The organism is Staphylococcus debuckii (assembly GCF_003718735.1).
GTDB lineage: Bacteria > Bacillota > Bacilli > Staphylococcales > Staphylococcaceae > Staphylococcus > Staphylococcus debuckii.
In genome coordinates this window covers 1,507,900-1,523,252 of the sequence record NZ_CP033460.1, presented here as the reverse complement: position 1 = coordinate 1,523,252, position 15,353 = coordinate 1,507,900, and the positions used below count along the sequence as shown (strand labels likewise).

16 protein-coding genes are annotated in these 15,353 nt (G+C 34.6%); 8 read left to right on the top strand and 8 right to left on the bottom strand.

From position 1 onward, the window contains the following. The first annotated feature begins 5 nt into the window (after positions 1–5). Positions 6–1,283, top strand: a complete 1,278-nt coding sequence (sucB, locus tag CNQ82_RS07115) for a dihydrolipoyllysine-residue succinyltransferase (protein ID WP_123144698.1) — start codon at positions 6–8, stop codon at positions 1,281–1,283. Positions 1,284–1,410: 127 nt separating this feature from the next. Here sucB and CNQ82_RS07110 read toward each other — a convergent pair whose 3' ends face one another. After that, entirely contained in the window at positions 1,411–1,590 is a 180-nt protein-coding gene (locus tag CNQ82_RS07110) for a Mid2-like cell wall stress sensor domain protein (RefSeq protein WP_123144697.1), read from the bottom strand. Between the two features lie 172 nt (positions 1,591–1,762). Between CNQ82_RS07110 and CNQ82_RS07105 the strand changes: the two genes are divergently transcribed. The 5 genes from CNQ82_RS07105 to brnQ3 all read left to right on the top strand — a co-directional run bounded on the left by CNQ82_RS07105 (position 1,763) and on the right by brnQ3 (position 7,214). Continuing rightward, the gene (locus CNQ82_RS07105; RefSeq protein WP_123144696.1) at positions 1,763–2,578 is read left to right on the top strand and encodes a VOC family protein; all 816 of its coding nucleotides are present in this window, start codon (positions 1,763–1,765) and stop codon (positions 2,576–2,578) included. A gap of 33 nt (positions 2,579–2,611) precedes the next feature. Further along, a complete protein-coding gene (locus tag CNQ82_RS07100) occupies positions 2,612–2,815 on the top strand; it encodes a DUF6501 family protein (protein WP_095105331.1) in 204 nt (67 codons plus the stop codon). Positions 2,816–2,906: 91 nt separating this feature from the next. Then, positions 2,907–3,698 (top strand): AAA family ATPase, encoded by a 792-nt coding sequence (locus tag CNQ82_RS07095; protein WP_123144695.1) that lies wholly within the window; start codon positions 2,907–2,909, stop codon positions 3,696–3,698. A 12-nt stretch (positions 3,699–3,710) separates the two neighbouring features. Further along, the gene (locus CNQ82_RS07090; RefSeq protein ID WP_123144694.1) at positions 3,711–5,600 is read left to right on the top strand and encodes a vWA domain-containing protein; all 1,890 of its coding nucleotides are present in this window, start codon (positions 3,711–3,713) and stop codon (positions 5,598–5,600) included. 270 nt (positions 5,601–5,870) lie between these two features. Beyond that, complete coding sequence (gene brnQ3, locus CNQ82_RS07085) at positions 5,871–7,214, top strand: branched-chain amino acid-like transporter carrier protein BrnQ3 (protein ID WP_123144693.1); 1,344 nt, start codon at positions 5,871–5,873, stop codon at positions 7,212–7,214. A gap of 109 nt (positions 7,215–7,323) precedes the next feature. Here brnQ3 and CNQ82_RS07080 read toward each other — a convergent pair whose 3' ends face one another. The 4 genes from CNQ82_RS07080 to CNQ82_RS07065 form a co-directional block, all read right to left on the bottom strand. Beyond that, positions 7,324–8,244, bottom strand: coding sequence for a diacylglycerol/lipid kinase family protein (locus tag CNQ82_RS07080; protein WP_123144692.1), 921 nt, complete (start codon positions 8,242–8,244; stop codon positions 7,324–7,326). A 163-nt stretch (positions 8,245–8,407) separates the two neighbouring features. After that, positions 8,408–9,535 (bottom strand): toxic anion resistance protein, encoded by a 1,128-nt coding sequence (locus CNQ82_RS07075; RefSeq protein WP_123144691.1) that lies wholly within the window; start codon positions 9,533–9,535, stop codon positions 8,408–8,410. Positions 9,536–9,555: 20 nt separating this feature from the next. Next, a complete protein-coding gene (locus CNQ82_RS07070) occupies positions 9,556–10,173 on the bottom strand; it encodes a 5-bromo-4-chloroindolyl phosphate hydrolysis family protein (RefSeq protein WP_123144690.1) in 618 nt (205 codons plus the stop codon). A gap of 15 nt (positions 10,174–10,188) precedes the next feature. Continuing rightward, positions 10,189–10,458: an acylphosphatase gene (locus CNQ82_RS07065; RefSeq protein WP_123144689.1), complete on the bottom strand. Its 270-nt coding sequence runs from the start codon at positions 10,456–10,458 to the stop codon at positions 10,189–10,191. A gap of 158 nt (positions 10,459–10,616) precedes the next feature. Here CNQ82_RS07065 and msaA point away from each other — a divergent pair, with 158 nt between their 5' ends. Both msaA and cspA read left to right on the top strand, forming a co-directional pair. After that, positions 10,617–10,925 (top strand): regulatory protein MsaA, encoded by a 309-nt coding sequence (msaA, locus tag CNQ82_RS07060; RefSeq protein WP_123144688.1) that lies wholly within the window; start codon positions 10,617–10,619, stop codon positions 10,923–10,925. A 352-nt stretch (positions 10,926–11,277) separates the two neighbouring features. Continuing rightward, positions 11,278–11,478: a cold shock protein CspA gene (gene cspA, locus CNQ82_RS07055; RefSeq protein ID WP_015900294.1), complete on the top strand. Its 201-nt coding sequence runs from the start codon at positions 11,278–11,280 to the stop codon at positions 11,476–11,478. A gap of 271 nt (positions 11,479–11,749) precedes the next feature. On the opposite strand, the gene lysA is transcribed toward cspA, so the two are convergent. From lysA to CNQ82_RS07040, 3 genes are read right to left on the bottom strand one after another with little or no spacing between them, the layout of a single operon-like run. Continuing rightward, positions 11,750–13,012: a diaminopimelate decarboxylase gene (gene lysA / locus CNQ82_RS07050; RefSeq protein WP_123144687.1), complete on the bottom strand. Its 1,263-nt coding sequence runs from the start codon at positions 13,010–13,012 to the stop codon at positions 11,750–11,752. 1 nt (position 13,013) lies between these two features. After that, positions 13,014–14,090: an alanine racemase gene (locus CNQ82_RS07045; protein WP_123144686.1), complete on the bottom strand. Its 1,077-nt coding sequence runs from the start codon at positions 14,088–14,090 to the stop codon at positions 13,014–13,016. Next, positions 14,087–15,250 (bottom strand): M20 metallopeptidase family protein, encoded by a 1,164-nt coding sequence (locus tag CNQ82_RS07040; protein ID WP_123144685.1) that lies wholly within the window; start codon positions 15,248–15,250, stop codon positions 14,087–14,089. The genes CNQ82_RS07045 and CNQ82_RS07040 overlap by 4 nt, the downstream gene beginning before the upstream one ends. Positions 15,251–15,353: the final 103 nt, after the last annotated feature.

The following is a 15,353-nucleotide window of genomic DNA, read 5'->3' as shown; positions in this document are numbered from 1 at the left end:
ATAGTATGTCTGAGATTATAGTTCCAGAGTTAGCAGAATCAATTACGGAAGGTACAATTGCTGAGTGGTTAAAAAATCCTGGCGATTCAGTAGATAAAGGTGAAGCAGTTGTTGAATTAGAAACTGACAAAGTAAATGTTGAGGTCGTTTCTGAAGAAGCAGGTGTTATCCAAGAATTATTAGCAGAACCAGGAGACACAGTTGAAGTCGGACAAGCAATTGCAACAGTTGGGGAAGGCAGCGGCAGTCCAGCTCAATCATCTTCTGATGATAAAAAAGAAGACACTTCTGCTAAAGAAGAATCTTCTAAATCAGAAGAAAAATCAGCGCCAGCATCTTCAGAATCTTCTTCTAAAGATGAAAGTAATACTGGCAATGATCAACGTGTGAACGCAACACCATCTGCACGTAAATATGCACGTGAAAAAGGCATCGACTTAAGTGAAGTTGAAGCTAAAAACTCAGATGTTGTACGTAAAAACGATGTAGACCGCTCTCAACAAGGTGGTCAATCATCTCAAAGCAGCCAATCTTCTAAATCAGAAGCACCTGCTAAAAAACAAAACCAAGAACCGACTAAACCAGTTGTACGTGAAAAAATGTCTCGTCGTAAACAAACAGCTGCTAAAAAATTATTAGAAGTATCTAATAATACTGCAATGTTGACTACTTTCAATGAAGTAGATATGACAAACGTTATGGAATTACGTAAACGTAAGAAAGAACAATTCATCAAAGATCATGATGGTACTAAATTAGGATTCATGTCATTCTTCACTAAAGCTGCTGTAGCAGCATTGAAAAAATACCCAGCAGTTAATGCTGAAATTGACGGCGATGACATGATTACTAAACAATTCTATGATATCGGTATCGCTGTATCTACTGATAACGGTTTAATCGTTCCTTTCGTACGTGACTGTGATAAGAAAAACTTTGCTGAAATCGAAAGTTCAATCGCAGACTTAGCTGTTAAAGCACGTGATAACAAATTATCACTTGGCGATTTAATGAATGGTTCATTCACTATCACAAATGGCGGTATCTTCGGTTCAATGATGTCAACTCCAATCATTAACGGAAGTCAAGCTGCTATCTTAGGAATGCACTCAATTATTACACGTCCAATTGCAATCGATAAAGATACTATTGAAAACCGTCCTATGATGTACCTAGCATTAAGCTACGATCACAGAATTATTGATGGTAAAGAAGCTGTTGGATTCTTGAAAACAATCAAAGAGCTTATTGAAAGCCCAGAAGATTTACTTTTAGAATCTTAATCTTAAATTTAATAAGTAGGCTCAATAAGAGGGGAGCGGGACAATTTTGTCCAAGCTCCCTCTTTTTTTATAAAAAAGACTAAAAAAACAGCAGCTTATTAGAAAGCTGCTGTCTTAACCATATCAATTACATCACATTGTAAACGATTAATTCAATAATCGCTAAGATTATAAAAATGATACATAACATACCATAATGTGATTTTTTCAATCTCGCATTTTCTTTAATTGTGCCTGTAAAAAATATAATTCCAGAGTAGGCTGCAATTAAAACTGTAATCGCAAAGAGTATCATAAAGTTCATCATTTTTACTCATCTCCTTTACAATTAGAGCAACACTCTAGCGCTGTCTTTAAGGTATACACTATTATTATACCTTTAATTCAAAGGTTTTATTCAAAACAACATCTCATCATACAAAAGTTTAATCAAATAAGTTATAATGATTAGGAAAACATATAAGAAGGTGTGGGATAATATGGCAGGTTTGCGAAGTGTTACAGTCGGTACACAGAATTTATCAGAATCAATCAACTTATTTCATAATATTTTAGGATTGAATTATGAAGAACAAAGTTCAAAGAATGCAGTCCGCTTTGGTGATGCTGATTTAAGTCCAGGCACACGGTTACATTTTATTGAAGTGCCAAATTATTCAGCTGACGCTAATCAAATATTGAGTATCGGTTTGAGAACACCGACTGATTCAGGATTAAAAGAATATCAAGAAATTTTAGATGATAAAGATATTAAATATGGCGATGTGATTGAAATGAACAATCACAAGCACTTTGAGTTTAAAGATGTCAACGGTCAATTCATTGATATTTATTCAAACGAACAAAATAGTGGTGTTCCTCTAGGAATGCCTGTGGAAAATAGTACTGTTAATCCGCTTCACCAAATTCAGGGTTTAGGACCTGTCATTGTCCAAGTCAATGAATTATTATTGACGACTTCAATTTTATCTCAAGTCTTTGGTTTGGAACATTTTGCAGAGTATACACCAACCGAAGATGCTGATTTCAAAGTTCAAGTCTTTCGTTTAGGAGAAGGCGGATTAGGCGGAGAATTGCATATTTTTGAAGCAGAAGAACCTATCTCGTTGCCTGAGTATGGTGCAGTAGATCAAATAGAAATCAGTATTGATTCTAAAGCGCAATATCGTAATGCATTGCAGCAACTAGAATCAATCGGCATACCTTATCAAACACTGAAACAAGATGATTCAGAATCACTCAGAATTACTGAGACGAGCGGATTATCATTTATTTTCACTTATGAAAATGCATAGAACAAACTCAATATAGAAAGGAATGTGATTATAATGTTGCATGAAACATGGAAAGATAAAGAACCGATTAAAAAAGTAGAAGTGGTGCATACTGACGCTCAAAAATTCACAGTTTCAGATATGCTTACAATCGGCAAACAATATGACGTCATTAATGAAACAGAAGAATATTATCAAATTATTGATAATTCTGGTAAAGTTGGCGGCTATTATAAAGATTATTTCAAAGAAGTGTAATGCCTCTTACTAAATTCATATATTATTCAAAGGCTAGGGCATTTCTGAATGTCCCGGTCTCTTTTTTAGCATTTATAAAGGAGTAGAAACGATGGAACAACACCAATACATTAACTCAGACCAGACTGTATTTGGCGATGCATATGCCATGATGCGCTTAAACAAAAACATTTTATTAAAAGGACCTACAGGTTCAGGGAAAACAAAACTAGCTGAAACTTTAAGTAATAAAATAGATACTCCCATGCATCAAGTCAACTGTTCTGTAGATTTAGACGCAGAAAGCTTACTTGGATTTAAAACCATTCAAACTAGTTCAGAAGGCAACCAAGAAATTGTATTTATCGATGGACCAGTGATTCAAGCAATGAAAGAAGGGCACATCTTATATATCGATGAAATTAACATGGCTAAACCTGAAACACTGCCCATTTTAAATGGTGTATTAGATTATCGTCGCAGTTTAACGAATCCATTTACTGGAGAAGTCATTAAGGCTAAGCCCGGATTCAATGTGATTGCTGCCATTAACGAAGGTTATGTAGGTACATTGCCAATGAATGAAGCTTTGAAAAACCGCTTTGTAGTCATTCAAGTTGATTATATTGATGGTGAAATATTAAAACGCGTGATAAAAGAACAAAGTCGCTTAGAAGATGACTTACTTATTAAAAAAATTGTAGATTTTAATGAGGATTTACGTACTATGTCGAAACAAGGTCAAATTTCAGAAGAAGCTGCAAGTATTCGTGCACTTATTGATTTAAGTGATTTGGCTACTGTTATGCCGATTGAGCGTGCTGTAAGACGAGCGATTATAGATAAATTAGAAGACGAACGTGAACAACAAGCAATTATTAATGCTATCGAATTAAATTTTTAGTGAGGGATAGTTATGAGCAATCGATTTATCAAATTTAATGATGAAATCTTAGATGCTAAAAAAGTAATGATGTTGCAAGACTTGGCACGCTTACTTCTAAAAAATAATCAAACGCATGTGAAAATTCAAAAATTCCCTTATTATGATCCAATTAATAATGAATTGATTGCAAGTGTTTTTTGGACGCACCGGCCAAGCCAAATTGAGATAACAGGGTTAAAAACTGATGTGCTGCTTGCGACATATGGCTATCAGCTTATGGATGAATATATTGTGAATGAAGTCTTAGATAATACAGAATTCAAACATTCTAGTTTTTATCAACAAGTATTTAAATTATTAGAAGATATGCGCGTACTGAATGCCATCACCCGTATTCGCCCAAGTATGAAAGCAGCAATTGATATGCGCAAGCGTATTCGTTTAAACTATACAGAATCTCAAATTAATGTGTATCGCACAAAAACGATGTATACAGATTTAATTTTTCTTTATCTAGAAAAATCTCTGTTAACTGAGGACTTTTACGATGTCCCATCCATACGTGCTGATTTGGATCCTATTATTCAAAGTATGTATCTTTATTTACCAAACTTCTTTATGAATTATACTTCTGAAGATAACAAATATTTAGCAGAACGCATTTGTTATCAATTAGATGATTTACTTGATGAAGATATGTTGAATGAATATTATCATATTCCACGTAAAGTTTATAAAGAATTAAAAGAGCAGACCTTTGAAGAGTTGAAACGTAAAGATGCTAGTAATGTAGATGGCAAAGATGATTCATCTAAAGAGGATGACATTGAGACTGCTGAAGCTGAAACTAAGGCTGAGGATTCAAAATCCCAAGGCGGCGCTTATTTAGAAATGGAACTGCATGAGGGTGAGAATAGTGAAGCAGTGAGCGATAATGATACAGCACGAGAAGGCGATGCTTCAGATGATATGACTGACATGATGACGAAGAAAGGTAAAGGCTCGAATGATACAATTGATAATCAAGAAGGTGGCCAAACTGGCGGCTCTCAACCTTTTACTTTGCGTGGTATCAATGAAAATGTAGAAATCAAATGGAATGTTCCTGAAATATTACCTGAATACATTCCCGAATATCATGAAGTCCATAAAGATGTTCAATTTGAAATAAAAGACTTAACTCAAATTATTCAAAAGACGATTGATAGAGAACAAATTGATGAGCGCCATAACCTGACTAAAGGGCGTTTACAGAAAGATTTAATTAATTGGTTTATAGATGATCAATATAAAATGTTCTATAAAAAACAAGATTTAAGTCGTTCATTTGATGCGACCTTCACTTTATTAGTAGATGCCTCTGCAAGTATGTTTGATAAAATGGAGGAGACAATTAAAGGCGTCGTCTTATTTCATGAAACTTTGAAAGCATTAAATGTAAAACATGAAATCTTGGCATTTAATGAAGATGCATTTGAAGCTGATGATGAGACACAACCTAATATCATTGATGAAATTATCAATTATGATTACTCCACAATTTCAAAAGACAGTGCCAGAATCATGGCCTTATCGCCGCAAGATGATAATCGTGACGGCGTAGCGATTAGGATAGCAAGTGAAAGACTGATACAGCGTCCACATCATCAACGGTTCTTAATTATTTTCTCTGATGGTGAACCTTCTGCTTATAATTATGATCAAGATGGTATTATTGATACTTACGAAGCTGTCGAAGAAGCAAGAAAATACGGACTAGAAGTCTTTAATGTGTTCTTAAGCCAAGATGCAATTACTGAGGATATTGAAACAACAATCCATAACATTTATGGCCAGTTCGCGTTATTTGTAGAAGGTGTCGAAAATCTTCCAAGTCAGCTATCTCCGCTTCTAAAAAAACTATTGCTCAAATCTGTATAAATGATATAATAATATATCGTAATATAATTCTAAACGCAGATATGTATGATTTCAGAATAAGTCTGTAATCATTTCATTATCTGTGTTTTAAATTTCTTAATAGTTAAATTAGCATATAGTAATGGTCATTCTTTCACTCATTTTACAGGGTTGAAATGTATCAACTATTACTTTTTAAATTTTCAGAAATTTTATATAGCTTTCTGATTACCTGTATGCTAAAATTAAACAATATTTAAGATTTATTGTAATAGAAGGAGCACATCAAAAATGAATAAAAACACATGGATCATCGGGTTTACCTTATTCGCTATCTTCTTTGGTGCCGGAAACCTTATTTTTCCGCCAAATTTAGGGCTTGATAGCGGGCATTATTTCTGGCCAGCCATTCTTGCTTTTGTCTTAACAGGTATTGGCTTACCTTTATTAGGCGTAGTAGTAGGGGCTTTGGACAAAGAAGGTTATATCGGGTCTTTCAATAAAGTATCACCAGTATTTTCAGTTATTTTCTTAATCGCAATCTACTTAACAATCGGACCGTTATTTGCGATTCCGCGTACTGCATCAACTTCATATGAAATGACAGTTACGCCGATTACACACAGTCATGGTCCACTTGGTCTATTTATTTTCTCAGTGATTTATTTTGCAATCGTATTATACTTATGCTTAAGTCCTGGTAAAATGGTCGACCGAATCGGATCTTTATTAACACCTTTATTATTAATTACTATTGTAGCAATGATTATTAAAGGATTTGTTGACTTCGGCGGCAACCCATCAAGTTCAAGTGCAGAAGCTTATACTTCTAATCTTGCTGGTTTCAGCCAAGGATTCACAAGCGGCTATCTTACAATGGATGCTATAGCAGCAATTGCATTCTCTATGATTGTAGTAAATGCAGTGAAAGCGACTGGAATTACAAATGCCGATAAAATATTTAAACAAACAGCGATGGCAGGTGTTATCGCGGCAGCAGGCTTGATGTTTATCTATATTTCTCTTGGATATATCGGTAATCACATGGTCGTCTCAGCAGCAAAATTAAAAGAATTAACAGATGCGGACCAAAACGTCGGTACTTATCTGTTAACAACAATTGCCAGCACAGGATATGGTGAATTTGGTAAATATTTATTAGGAATTATTGTAGCACTTGCATGTTTAACAACAGCTTGCGGACTTGTAGTAGCTGTAAGTCAATATTTCCATAGTATTATTCCTAAAATTCCATATAAAGTGTACGTAGTTGCATTCACATTGATTAGTTTAATACTAGCAAATATGGGATTAAACCAAGTCATAACATTATCAGTGCCTGTATTGAGTATCTTATATCCAATCGGTATTACAACAGTACTATTGATTTTAATGGCGCGTTTCGTACCAATGAAACCGATTGTACAACAATTTACAATCTGCGTCGTAACTATTGTTTCTATCATCAGTGTAGCCGTAGCTAACCAATGGATTCACTTTGATGCTTGGAAACACTTACCATTAGTAGAAAGTAGTTTAGAATGGTTCCCAATCGCTGTGGTAGCAGTTATTATCGGTTACTTAATCAGCATAGGTTTCAAAAACCAAAAACCTATTGTTTATGAAAAAGATTAACTAAAGTTTAGAGAGTGGAGTATTATTTTTTTTCAACTCTACTAGCTATAAAAAAAGCTGTGAAAGAATCTAATTGTTAAAGATTCCTTCACAGCTTTTTAATTTATTTCTATACATCCATATCTACATATAATAACTTCACTTTATTTTTTAAAAGTTGTATGTCTGCCGGCGTATCGAACGTTATTTCACCGTCAATATCTAATTTAGTAGTAGGACGTGTTTCTAATTTCATTCTATTTGTCGTAATTAATCGAATGTTTTCAGTAATATCATTCCAACTCAAGCTGTCTTTAACTTGGAAGAAATCTTTAATCAAGCTCATATTATGATTTTTAAAGACAAAAATATTCATCTCACCATCGCAAGGGGAGAGATCCTCTAATGGAATTCTGCTGCCTCCTACGAAATTGCCGTTAGCAATTAAAATCATCGAAGTCTCTCCGGTATATTCTTTACCATCCGCTTCAATAGAATAATGATAAATGTCTGGATTCGCAATTACTTTTAACGTTGTAAAGATGTAACTGAACTTACCTAAAAATTTCTTTTTATTGGAATCTACATTCTCGGAGTTTTGAACCATCATACCGATACCTGCAAAGTTTAAAGCATAAGTGTCGTTTACTTTTAACACATCAAAGGCTTTGATTTTAGCGTCTAATAATTCTTGAGCAGCTGCTGAGGGTCTTGGAGAAAGATTCAACGATTTAGTGAAATCATTAAATGTACCTCCTGGAATAATTCCGATAGGCACTTCTAAATTGTTGCCTGCGACGCCGTTTATAAGTTCATTGACAGTTCCATCTCCACCTAATAAAAAGAAAACATCGTACTCAACGCCATCTTGACTATGCGCCAATTCATCACAAAACTTTTTAATGTCTCCTTCTTCTTTACTTAATTTGAGTGTAAGTTCATCACACATTTGAGTGAGATGTTCTGTCACTTGTCCTAATGATTTATATAAATTACCTTGACCAGCTGCCTCGTGGTAAAATAGAATTCCTTTATGAAAATGTTGGGTCATGATATCGTTCTCCTTTGTATCGCTTCCTGTTATACATACCCACAGCAGAAAGATGCAAACTGTACACCTTAAATCATTAGCTAATGAATATATTCTGCCACTATATTAAATAGTCAAAAAATACGATTATCCTTAGCATGATATCGGATAATCGTATTTTAAGTTATTGAATTTTATTATCTTTCATAGTTAGCAAGCGTTCTTTCATATCTGATTCTAAATGTTGTAATTCTTGTTCTGCTTGTTGTCGTTTTTCACGACCCTCAGCCTGAATTTGTAAAGTTTGTTCAACGGTCTCAATAATATTTTCATGTGTAGATTTCAACGTTTCAATATCTACAATACCGCGCTCATTTTCTACTGCCGTATCTACAGCATTTTGTTTTAATAACTCTGAGTTAGCAGTCAACAAGTCATTAGTAGTATCAGTTACAGCACGTTGCGCTGACATTGCTTGTCTTTGTCTCATCAAAGTCAGTGCTATAGCCATTTGATTTTTCCATAAAGGAATACTCGTAAGAATGGAACTTTGAATTTTTTCAGCTAAAGTTTGATTAACGTTTTGAATCATACGTATTTGCGGAGCAGTTTGTAAGGAAATTTGACGAGATAATTGCAAGTCATAAATCCTTTTATCTAGTCTGTCAGCAAATTGCTCTAAATCAGCTACTTCTTGAATATCCATTTGATTCCCTGATTCATAAGCTTTCTGACGTTTTTCTGGTAATTCTTTTTCTAAGATAGTTTGTTTCTTTTCTTGCGCAGCAGCAATATATAAATTTAATTGGTCAAAGTAATCTTTATTTTGATCATATAGCGTGTTCAAGAGTTGAATATCTCGATTCAGTGAATTTTTATGGTTCGTCAATTCAACTGAAATACGGTCTACCTGTGAACCCACAGATTGCATTCTTGAAAAAAGCTCATTAGCTGAAGCCTTAGCACGTTTAAAAATACGTTTGATAAATGAATCTTTACCTTCTTTAAAATCATCCGGCTGTACTTCTTTTAATTTAAGCATTAATTGATTTAAAGTATCGCCGATAGGGCCGGTATCTTTAGATTTAACTTCACTCAACATCTTATGAGAAAATTGAGACATACTCGATTGCGCATTAGCTCCAAATTTCATTAAAGAATCGTAATTCATAGGTTCAATTTGATTTGCTAAGTCGTGAATCTGTTTACGCTGCTCTGGCGTAAATTCTTTGTCCGCTTCCATCAATGTCTTATCTGTACTGATGTCACTTTCTAACTGAGGTTGAGTAGGCATTTCATTTTCATTCGGCATCCTTGATTCTCCCTTCACCATTATTTACGTTTCTGTTCTATTCTATTCATTTCCATTTCTACATCTAGACGGTTATAGTCGTCTTCATTCAATCTTTTTAAATCTGCAACTAACGTACGCTTTACTTCATCTAGCGTAATGCGTGTTTGTTCTAATTTTTGTTTTTCTTCTTTTGTTTTCCCAGGCATTCTAGACAATCTCGTATAACTTTCAATTAAATTCAATGCATTATCTAAATGAGAATAAAAAAAGCTATCTACAATAAAGAACTTTTGAGGTTGCTGCTTCACTGTAAAGTATATAGTACGCGCTAAGCGATGTATTTCATTCACTTGTTTAAAGTCTTTGATTGAACGAACATTCACAAAGGCTCTCAATAATTTACGAATCTTTACTTGTGCATTGCTTAATTGATGACGCACAAATCGAAAGTCTCTGCGCGTCAAACCGATTTCTTTTAAATATTGTTTAGATGTTAATAATTGAGTCGGTACATATAGCACGAAGAATGTTGCTATACCAATACCGAAATCATATATAAACGCAATATCGAATGCATATAAACTTGTGACCCAAGCGACGATTGCAGCCGGAACTCCAATGAGCGTTCCATAAATTCGAGAAATATAATATCTCAATTTACATCTTCCTTTTTAAATAGTTCTGAATCTCGTTAAAGATGGATCTGTATCTTGTTGTTCTATATTATAATCAGTTACATTTGAAGCAGGGGAAGCACCATCTATGACAGCTTGTGTAAATTGTTTTAACTCATTCTCTTCACCTTGTGCATAAATTTCTACATGTTGTTCGACGTTTTGTACTGTACCTGTAATATTATATTTTTGTGCCAGACGTTCCGTAAAATATCTGAATCCTACACCTTGAACTTGTCCGAACACTTCAATTTTTCTGCGTTGCATAAGATCACCTCTTTGTTATATTATACGAATTTTCAAGGCAAAATCCTAATATTTGCTACACTTTGATTGTTTCTGTCTTCAGTTCACATTGCTTGAAAATATTCTCTTGAAAGTTAAAATTAAATAGAAAAGTTTTTTGACTGGAAGGGGTAATTGTCATGTGGACTGTTAATAAAATCAGAGCTGATTATGAGGGTTGGTGGTTGTTTGATGATTGGAAAGAATTAATTACTGAACAATATCAATTCACTTCATATGATGAGATGATTGAAAAATATAAACAATTAATTTGCTGGTCCAAATTAAAGTATGATAATTTCGTAAAAGGAAAGTATAATATTTACGCTTTTTATAATAATTGCGATATGAAATTTTGTGTAGATTGTGATGAAGATATGCAAATATTTTATAGCTTTATCGTTTTATATAATGAAGAAGTTTATTACGACCTTCCAATTATTGACTAATTATTTTTTACTATTTGTATTGCATTGGTAAGGCGAATAGACTATAATTGGTTTTAAGCAATAGTCTTATTCCATATTGCAAAGAATATTTAGCTCAAACATATATAGAAACATACTGATAGCATTGCTTTTGCATTTTCAGCAAGGGTGGTATCGTACGATTTATAATTTGTTGAGTCAATGGCAGTTATTAATCCACCTGTAGCTTTATACATAATACAGTTGAGAAGTGATTTTTAACAAAGATATTTCTGAATGATCCTAGCGATAACCAGAATCATAGATTTTTAAGTATTTTTTGTAATATGCGAATAACGCATATTGAATTTTAGTCTTGGAGGTTTCACAAATTATGAAACAAGGTACAGTTAAATGGTTCAACGCTGAAAAAGGATTCGGTTTTATCGAAGTTGAAGGAGAAAACGACGTATTCGTACACTTCTCAGCAATTAACCAAGAAGGTTACAAATCATTAGAAGAAGGTCAAGCAGTAGAATTTGAAGTAGTTGAAGGCGACCGCGGTCCTCAAGCTGCAAACGTTGTTAAACTATAATTAATAGATTACTTTTATTGATTTTCATTTAAAACACTTTACGTTAAGTAAAGTGTTTTTTTCATATTTAATTTACGGGAGGGCGTGTAAAGGGTGTGGGCGAGGATAGCGTGCCTCGACACTTTGATCCGGCACACTCAATTTAACTCCACGCAGAAAAGGGACTGACCATAAAATAATGTTCAAGTCCTGGGTTTCCGAACTAACTATAAAAAAATAGCTACAAAGAAATCCATCGTTACAGATTTCTTCATAGCTAATCTTTGTATGTTTATTTTGTATCATTAATAATTAATTGACGTAATGATTGTCTTTTAATGACTTCGCGCGCTTTACCATTTTGAATAAAGAAAACAGATGGTTTCTGCATTTGATTATAGTTTGAAGCCATTGAGTAATGATAAGCACCTGTTGATAAAATAGCAAGATAATCACCGCGATGTACAGATTCAGGTAACCTAACATCACGAGCAATAATATCGCCAGATTCGCATAATTTACCAGAGATAGTTACTGTCTCATTGGCAGGTTCTTCGCGATTGACTAATAATGCTTCGTATTGAGCGCCGTATAAAGCTGTGCGAATGTGATCGCTCATACCGCCATCAATAGAAACGTATTTATTAATGCCAGGTATCTCTTTAATCGTTCCCACTTCATAAAGAGTTACACCCGCTTCTCCCACAATTGAACGTCCCGGTTCAATACCGATAGTAGGAAGAGGGTAGTCATTATTTTTAGAAATATCTTTCAACGCGTCTGTAATTTCTTTAATTCCTGTTTCAATAGGGAAGCTGACATCACCTTCAACATAGTGAATACCAAAACCTCCGCCGATATTTAATAATTCTACTTCCAAGTTCAATTCTTTTAACCATTTAATCACAATTTCAGCAGTTTTAATCATGGCATCTGTGCCTTCAATTTGTGAGCCGATATGGAAATGGATACCTTTCAAATGCAGACGTTTGCTTGAATTGATTTTGTGAATTGCTTTGTCTGCAAGACCGTGTTTAATTGAAAGACCAAATTTACTGTCTTCTTGACCTGTTTGGATAAATTCATGTGTATGTGCTTCCACGCCAGGATTAACACGTAATACTACGTCCACAGTTTCTGAAGCATATTTATCGATTAATTCGATTTCTTCTAATGAATCAATTACAAAATAGCCGATTTTATTTTCTAAAGCATATTGAATTTCATGTTTTGTTTTATTATTGCCATGAAAATGAATATGAGAGGCGTCATAGCCAGCTTCTAAAGCTGTATAAAGTTCTCCCTCGGAAACAACATCTAAGTCTAATCCTTCTTCTTGTACCAATTTCACCATTTGGATACAAGTAAAGGCTTTAGATGCGTAAGAAATATTATAATTAATACCGCTTTTATCGAATGCTTCTTTATAGCGACGCATTTGATTACGGATTTGATCTTCATCATAAACAATAGTAGGCGTACCAAAACTTTGCGCAATCATTTTTAAACTTGTACCGCCCATAGTCAATTCGCCATTTTTATACTCTACAACCATTTTATCTGATCTCCTTTATTAAAGAATCATGGTTTAGCGCACTTAGTTGCTCTGAATTCGCGCCGACCCCTTTAAACGTATATTCATCGATACGCATATCTTCATTATATAGTATGACTTCATCTTCTGCAGTAACAGAATCATCCACAGCCACAAACATATGACTCATCATTAAAGCTTTAATCGGATAACGCTTTCCGTTAATAATCGCTTCGTGTTGCGCTCTTGCACGTAATACGCCATCTCCATATCCGATATCTACTACTGCAAGCTTCGAGTGATCACTTTCTACTTCATAAGCAAAACTATATCCGCAGTATTCACCTTTATTAACGTCTCTCACTTGGATGACATTACCTTTTACGGTTAAAGATTGATGAATTTGACTTTCAGACAAACTACTGTAAGGACGAGAACCATAGAGCGCAATACCGACACGTCCATGTGTATGATGGGGCAGTAATTCTTGGCCTTCACGATAAAAGGCTGCACTATTTTGAGCATGAATCATCTCAAATTCGTATCCATCTTCTAATAAAGTATTTACAATATTCAACCAGGCTTCTTTTTCAATTTCATATTCAGGAACATCAAATTCATCAGCATAGCCAAAGTGCGTCCACAATCCTGAAATAATCATTTTCTTGTGGCTACTATTGTTTGAATAATCTTGCAGAACTTCTTTAATTTCTTCAAGGTTACGCAGCCCAGAACGATGCAGAAGATTTTCGAATTCTAAATGTACATGTATCCCTGCTAAATCCTCTTTGTATTGATAATAGTAATTGAGAGAGGGTAGTGTCATATGAATTTCATTATTGCGTACAGTTTCAAAGTCATATACTGCATTCATTAAAAAGATGGTAGCTTCAGGCGCTATTTCTCTAATACGTACCGCTTCTTTCAATGAAGTCGTACTGAAGGTATCAATTCCAGCTTCTTGAAAAGCTTCAACAGAAAAATCCAATCCGTAATTGTATGCATTATTTTTAACTACTGCCATCAAATTTTGTTGAGCCTTAACTTGCTGAGCATTTTCTATAAATTTCTTTTTATCTACTGACCAAATTGCTGTCATGATTCATCCTCCTGACCATACTGGAACAATAAATTTTCATAATAATCCGCGACACGTATAAGTTGGCTTTCATCAAAATTAAGCTTTGGCGTGTGCAGGCCATGCACCCAATCTTTCTCTTCATTGCGGATTCCCACAAAGACAAAATAACTTGGAGCGAGTTGACTGTAGAAACTGAAGTCTTCGCCAAACAAATAAGGTTTATCTAATTCTACAACTTTAAAATCTGCTTGATGCAAAGCATTGACCACTTCGTCATGAAGATTCGGATCATTATAAGTAGGGGGGTAACCTTCTTCAAACTTCACTTCGCAATTCACTCCAAATAATAACTGGACGCTCTGTGCAATCTTAGTCATTTGGTCTTTGACAACTTGTAAATCCTCAGTATCATAGGTACGAATTGTGCCTTCTAAATATCCATGGCTTGGCACTGTGTTAATCGCTTCTCCCGCTTCAAAACGTCCTATATGCACGATATTACGTTGCAACCCATTTAAATGATACTGCTGGATTGTACTTACTTGATTTAAAATATGTTGCAGACCTTCACCGCATGAATGTCCTTGCTCTTTGTTAGCCACGTGACTTGATTGTCCTTCTAAAAAGAAACGATATTCAGTGGCACTTGCTGTAATTTCTTCATTTAAAAGCGTAACAGTACCTTCATCATTAAAAGGCATGACATGAATTCCGAATACTGCTTCAATAGAATAATCTTCAAATGCGCCTGTTTTAATCAGATGATTAGCACCGCCGCCTGTTTCTTCGGCTGGTTGAAAAATAAAGACCACGTTTTGAGGCAGTTTGCCAAGATCCGCTAAAGCTTTGCAGCGTTTAACAAATAATAATAGGGCAGTAGTATGGCCGTCATGACCGCAAGCATGCATTACATTAGGTTTGCTGCTCTTAAATTCAATATCATTTTGTTCTTGAATAGGTAATGCATCGATATCAGCTCTGAAAGCAACTGTATGAGAGCCATTGCCGGCTAAATATGCAATAACGCCTGTCTCAAGAGGACGTTCATAAGGAATCTCTAATTCTTCTAAAAGCTCAATAATATGTTGAGTAGTTTCATGCTCTTGAAAGCTTAATTCAGGATGTTGATGTAAATGGCGTCGATGTTGTGTTACAAATTCTAATTCACTTTGTGTCATAATATCCTTCCTTTTTATACTGAGATATGTATAAAAGGCGTATGTGCTGCTCTAATCAACGCACACGATACGCCTTTCAAATTCATTCTAAATTGATTGCTGC

Bases quoted from the DNA above. Each gene is read 5' to 3' on its own strand.
- CNQ82_RS07080 (WP_123144692.1), bottom strand. From the start codon at position 8,244: ATGACCCAACATTTTCATAAAGGAATTCTATTTTACCACGAGGCAGCT.
- CNQ82_RS07090 (WP_123144694.1), top strand. From the start codon at position 3,711: ATGAGCAATCGATTTATCAAATTTAATGATGAAATCTTAGATGCTAAA.
- CNQ82_RS07040 (WP_123144685.1), bottom strand. From the start codon at position 15,250: ATGACACAAAGTGAATTAGAATTTGTAACACAACATCGACGCCATTTA.
- lysA (WP_123144687.1), bottom strand. From the start codon at position 13,012: ATGGTTGTAGAGTATAAAAATGGCGAATTGACTATGGGCGGTACAAGT.
- CNQ82_RS07105 (WP_123144696.1), top strand. From the start codon at position 1,763: ATGGCAGGTTTGCGAAGTGTTACAGTCGGTACACAGAATTTATCAGAA.
- CNQ82_RS07100 (WP_095105331.1), top strand. From the start codon at position 2,612: ATGTTGCATGAAACATGGAAAGATAAAGAACCGATTAAAAAAGTAGAA.
- CNQ82_RS07110 (WP_123144697.1), bottom strand. From the start codon at position 1,590: ATGATGAACTTTATGATACTCTTTGCGATTACAGTTTTAATTGCAGCC.
- CNQ82_RS07045 (WP_123144686.1), bottom strand. From the start codon at position 14,090: ATGACAGCAATTTGGTCAGTAGATAAAAAGAAATTTATAGAAAATGCT.
- sucB (WP_123144698.1), top strand. From the start codon at position 6: ATGTCTGAGATTATAGTTCCAGAGTTAGCAGAATCAATTACGGAAGGT.
- brnQ3 (WP_123144693.1), top strand. From the start codon at position 5,871: ATGAATAAAAACACATGGATCATCGGGTTTACCTTATTCGCTATCTTC.
- CNQ82_RS07075 (WP_123144691.1), bottom strand. From the start codon at position 9,535: ATGCCGAATGAAAATGAAATGCCTACTCAACCTCAGTTAGAAAGTGAC.
- cspA (WP_015900294.1), top strand. From the start codon at position 11,278: ATGAAACAAGGTACAGTTAAATGGTTCAACGCTGAAAAAGGATTCGGT.
- msaA (WP_123144688.1), top strand. From the start codon at position 10,617: ATGTGGACTGTTAATAAAATCAGAGCTGATTATGAGGGTTGGTGGTTG.
- CNQ82_RS07095 (WP_123144695.1), top strand. From the start codon at position 2,907: ATGGAACAACACCAATACATTAACTCAGACCAGACTGTATTTGGCGAT.
- CNQ82_RS07065 (WP_123144689.1), bottom strand. From the start codon at position 10,458: ATGCAACGCAGAAAAATTGAAGTGTTCGGACAAGTTCAAGGTGTAGGA.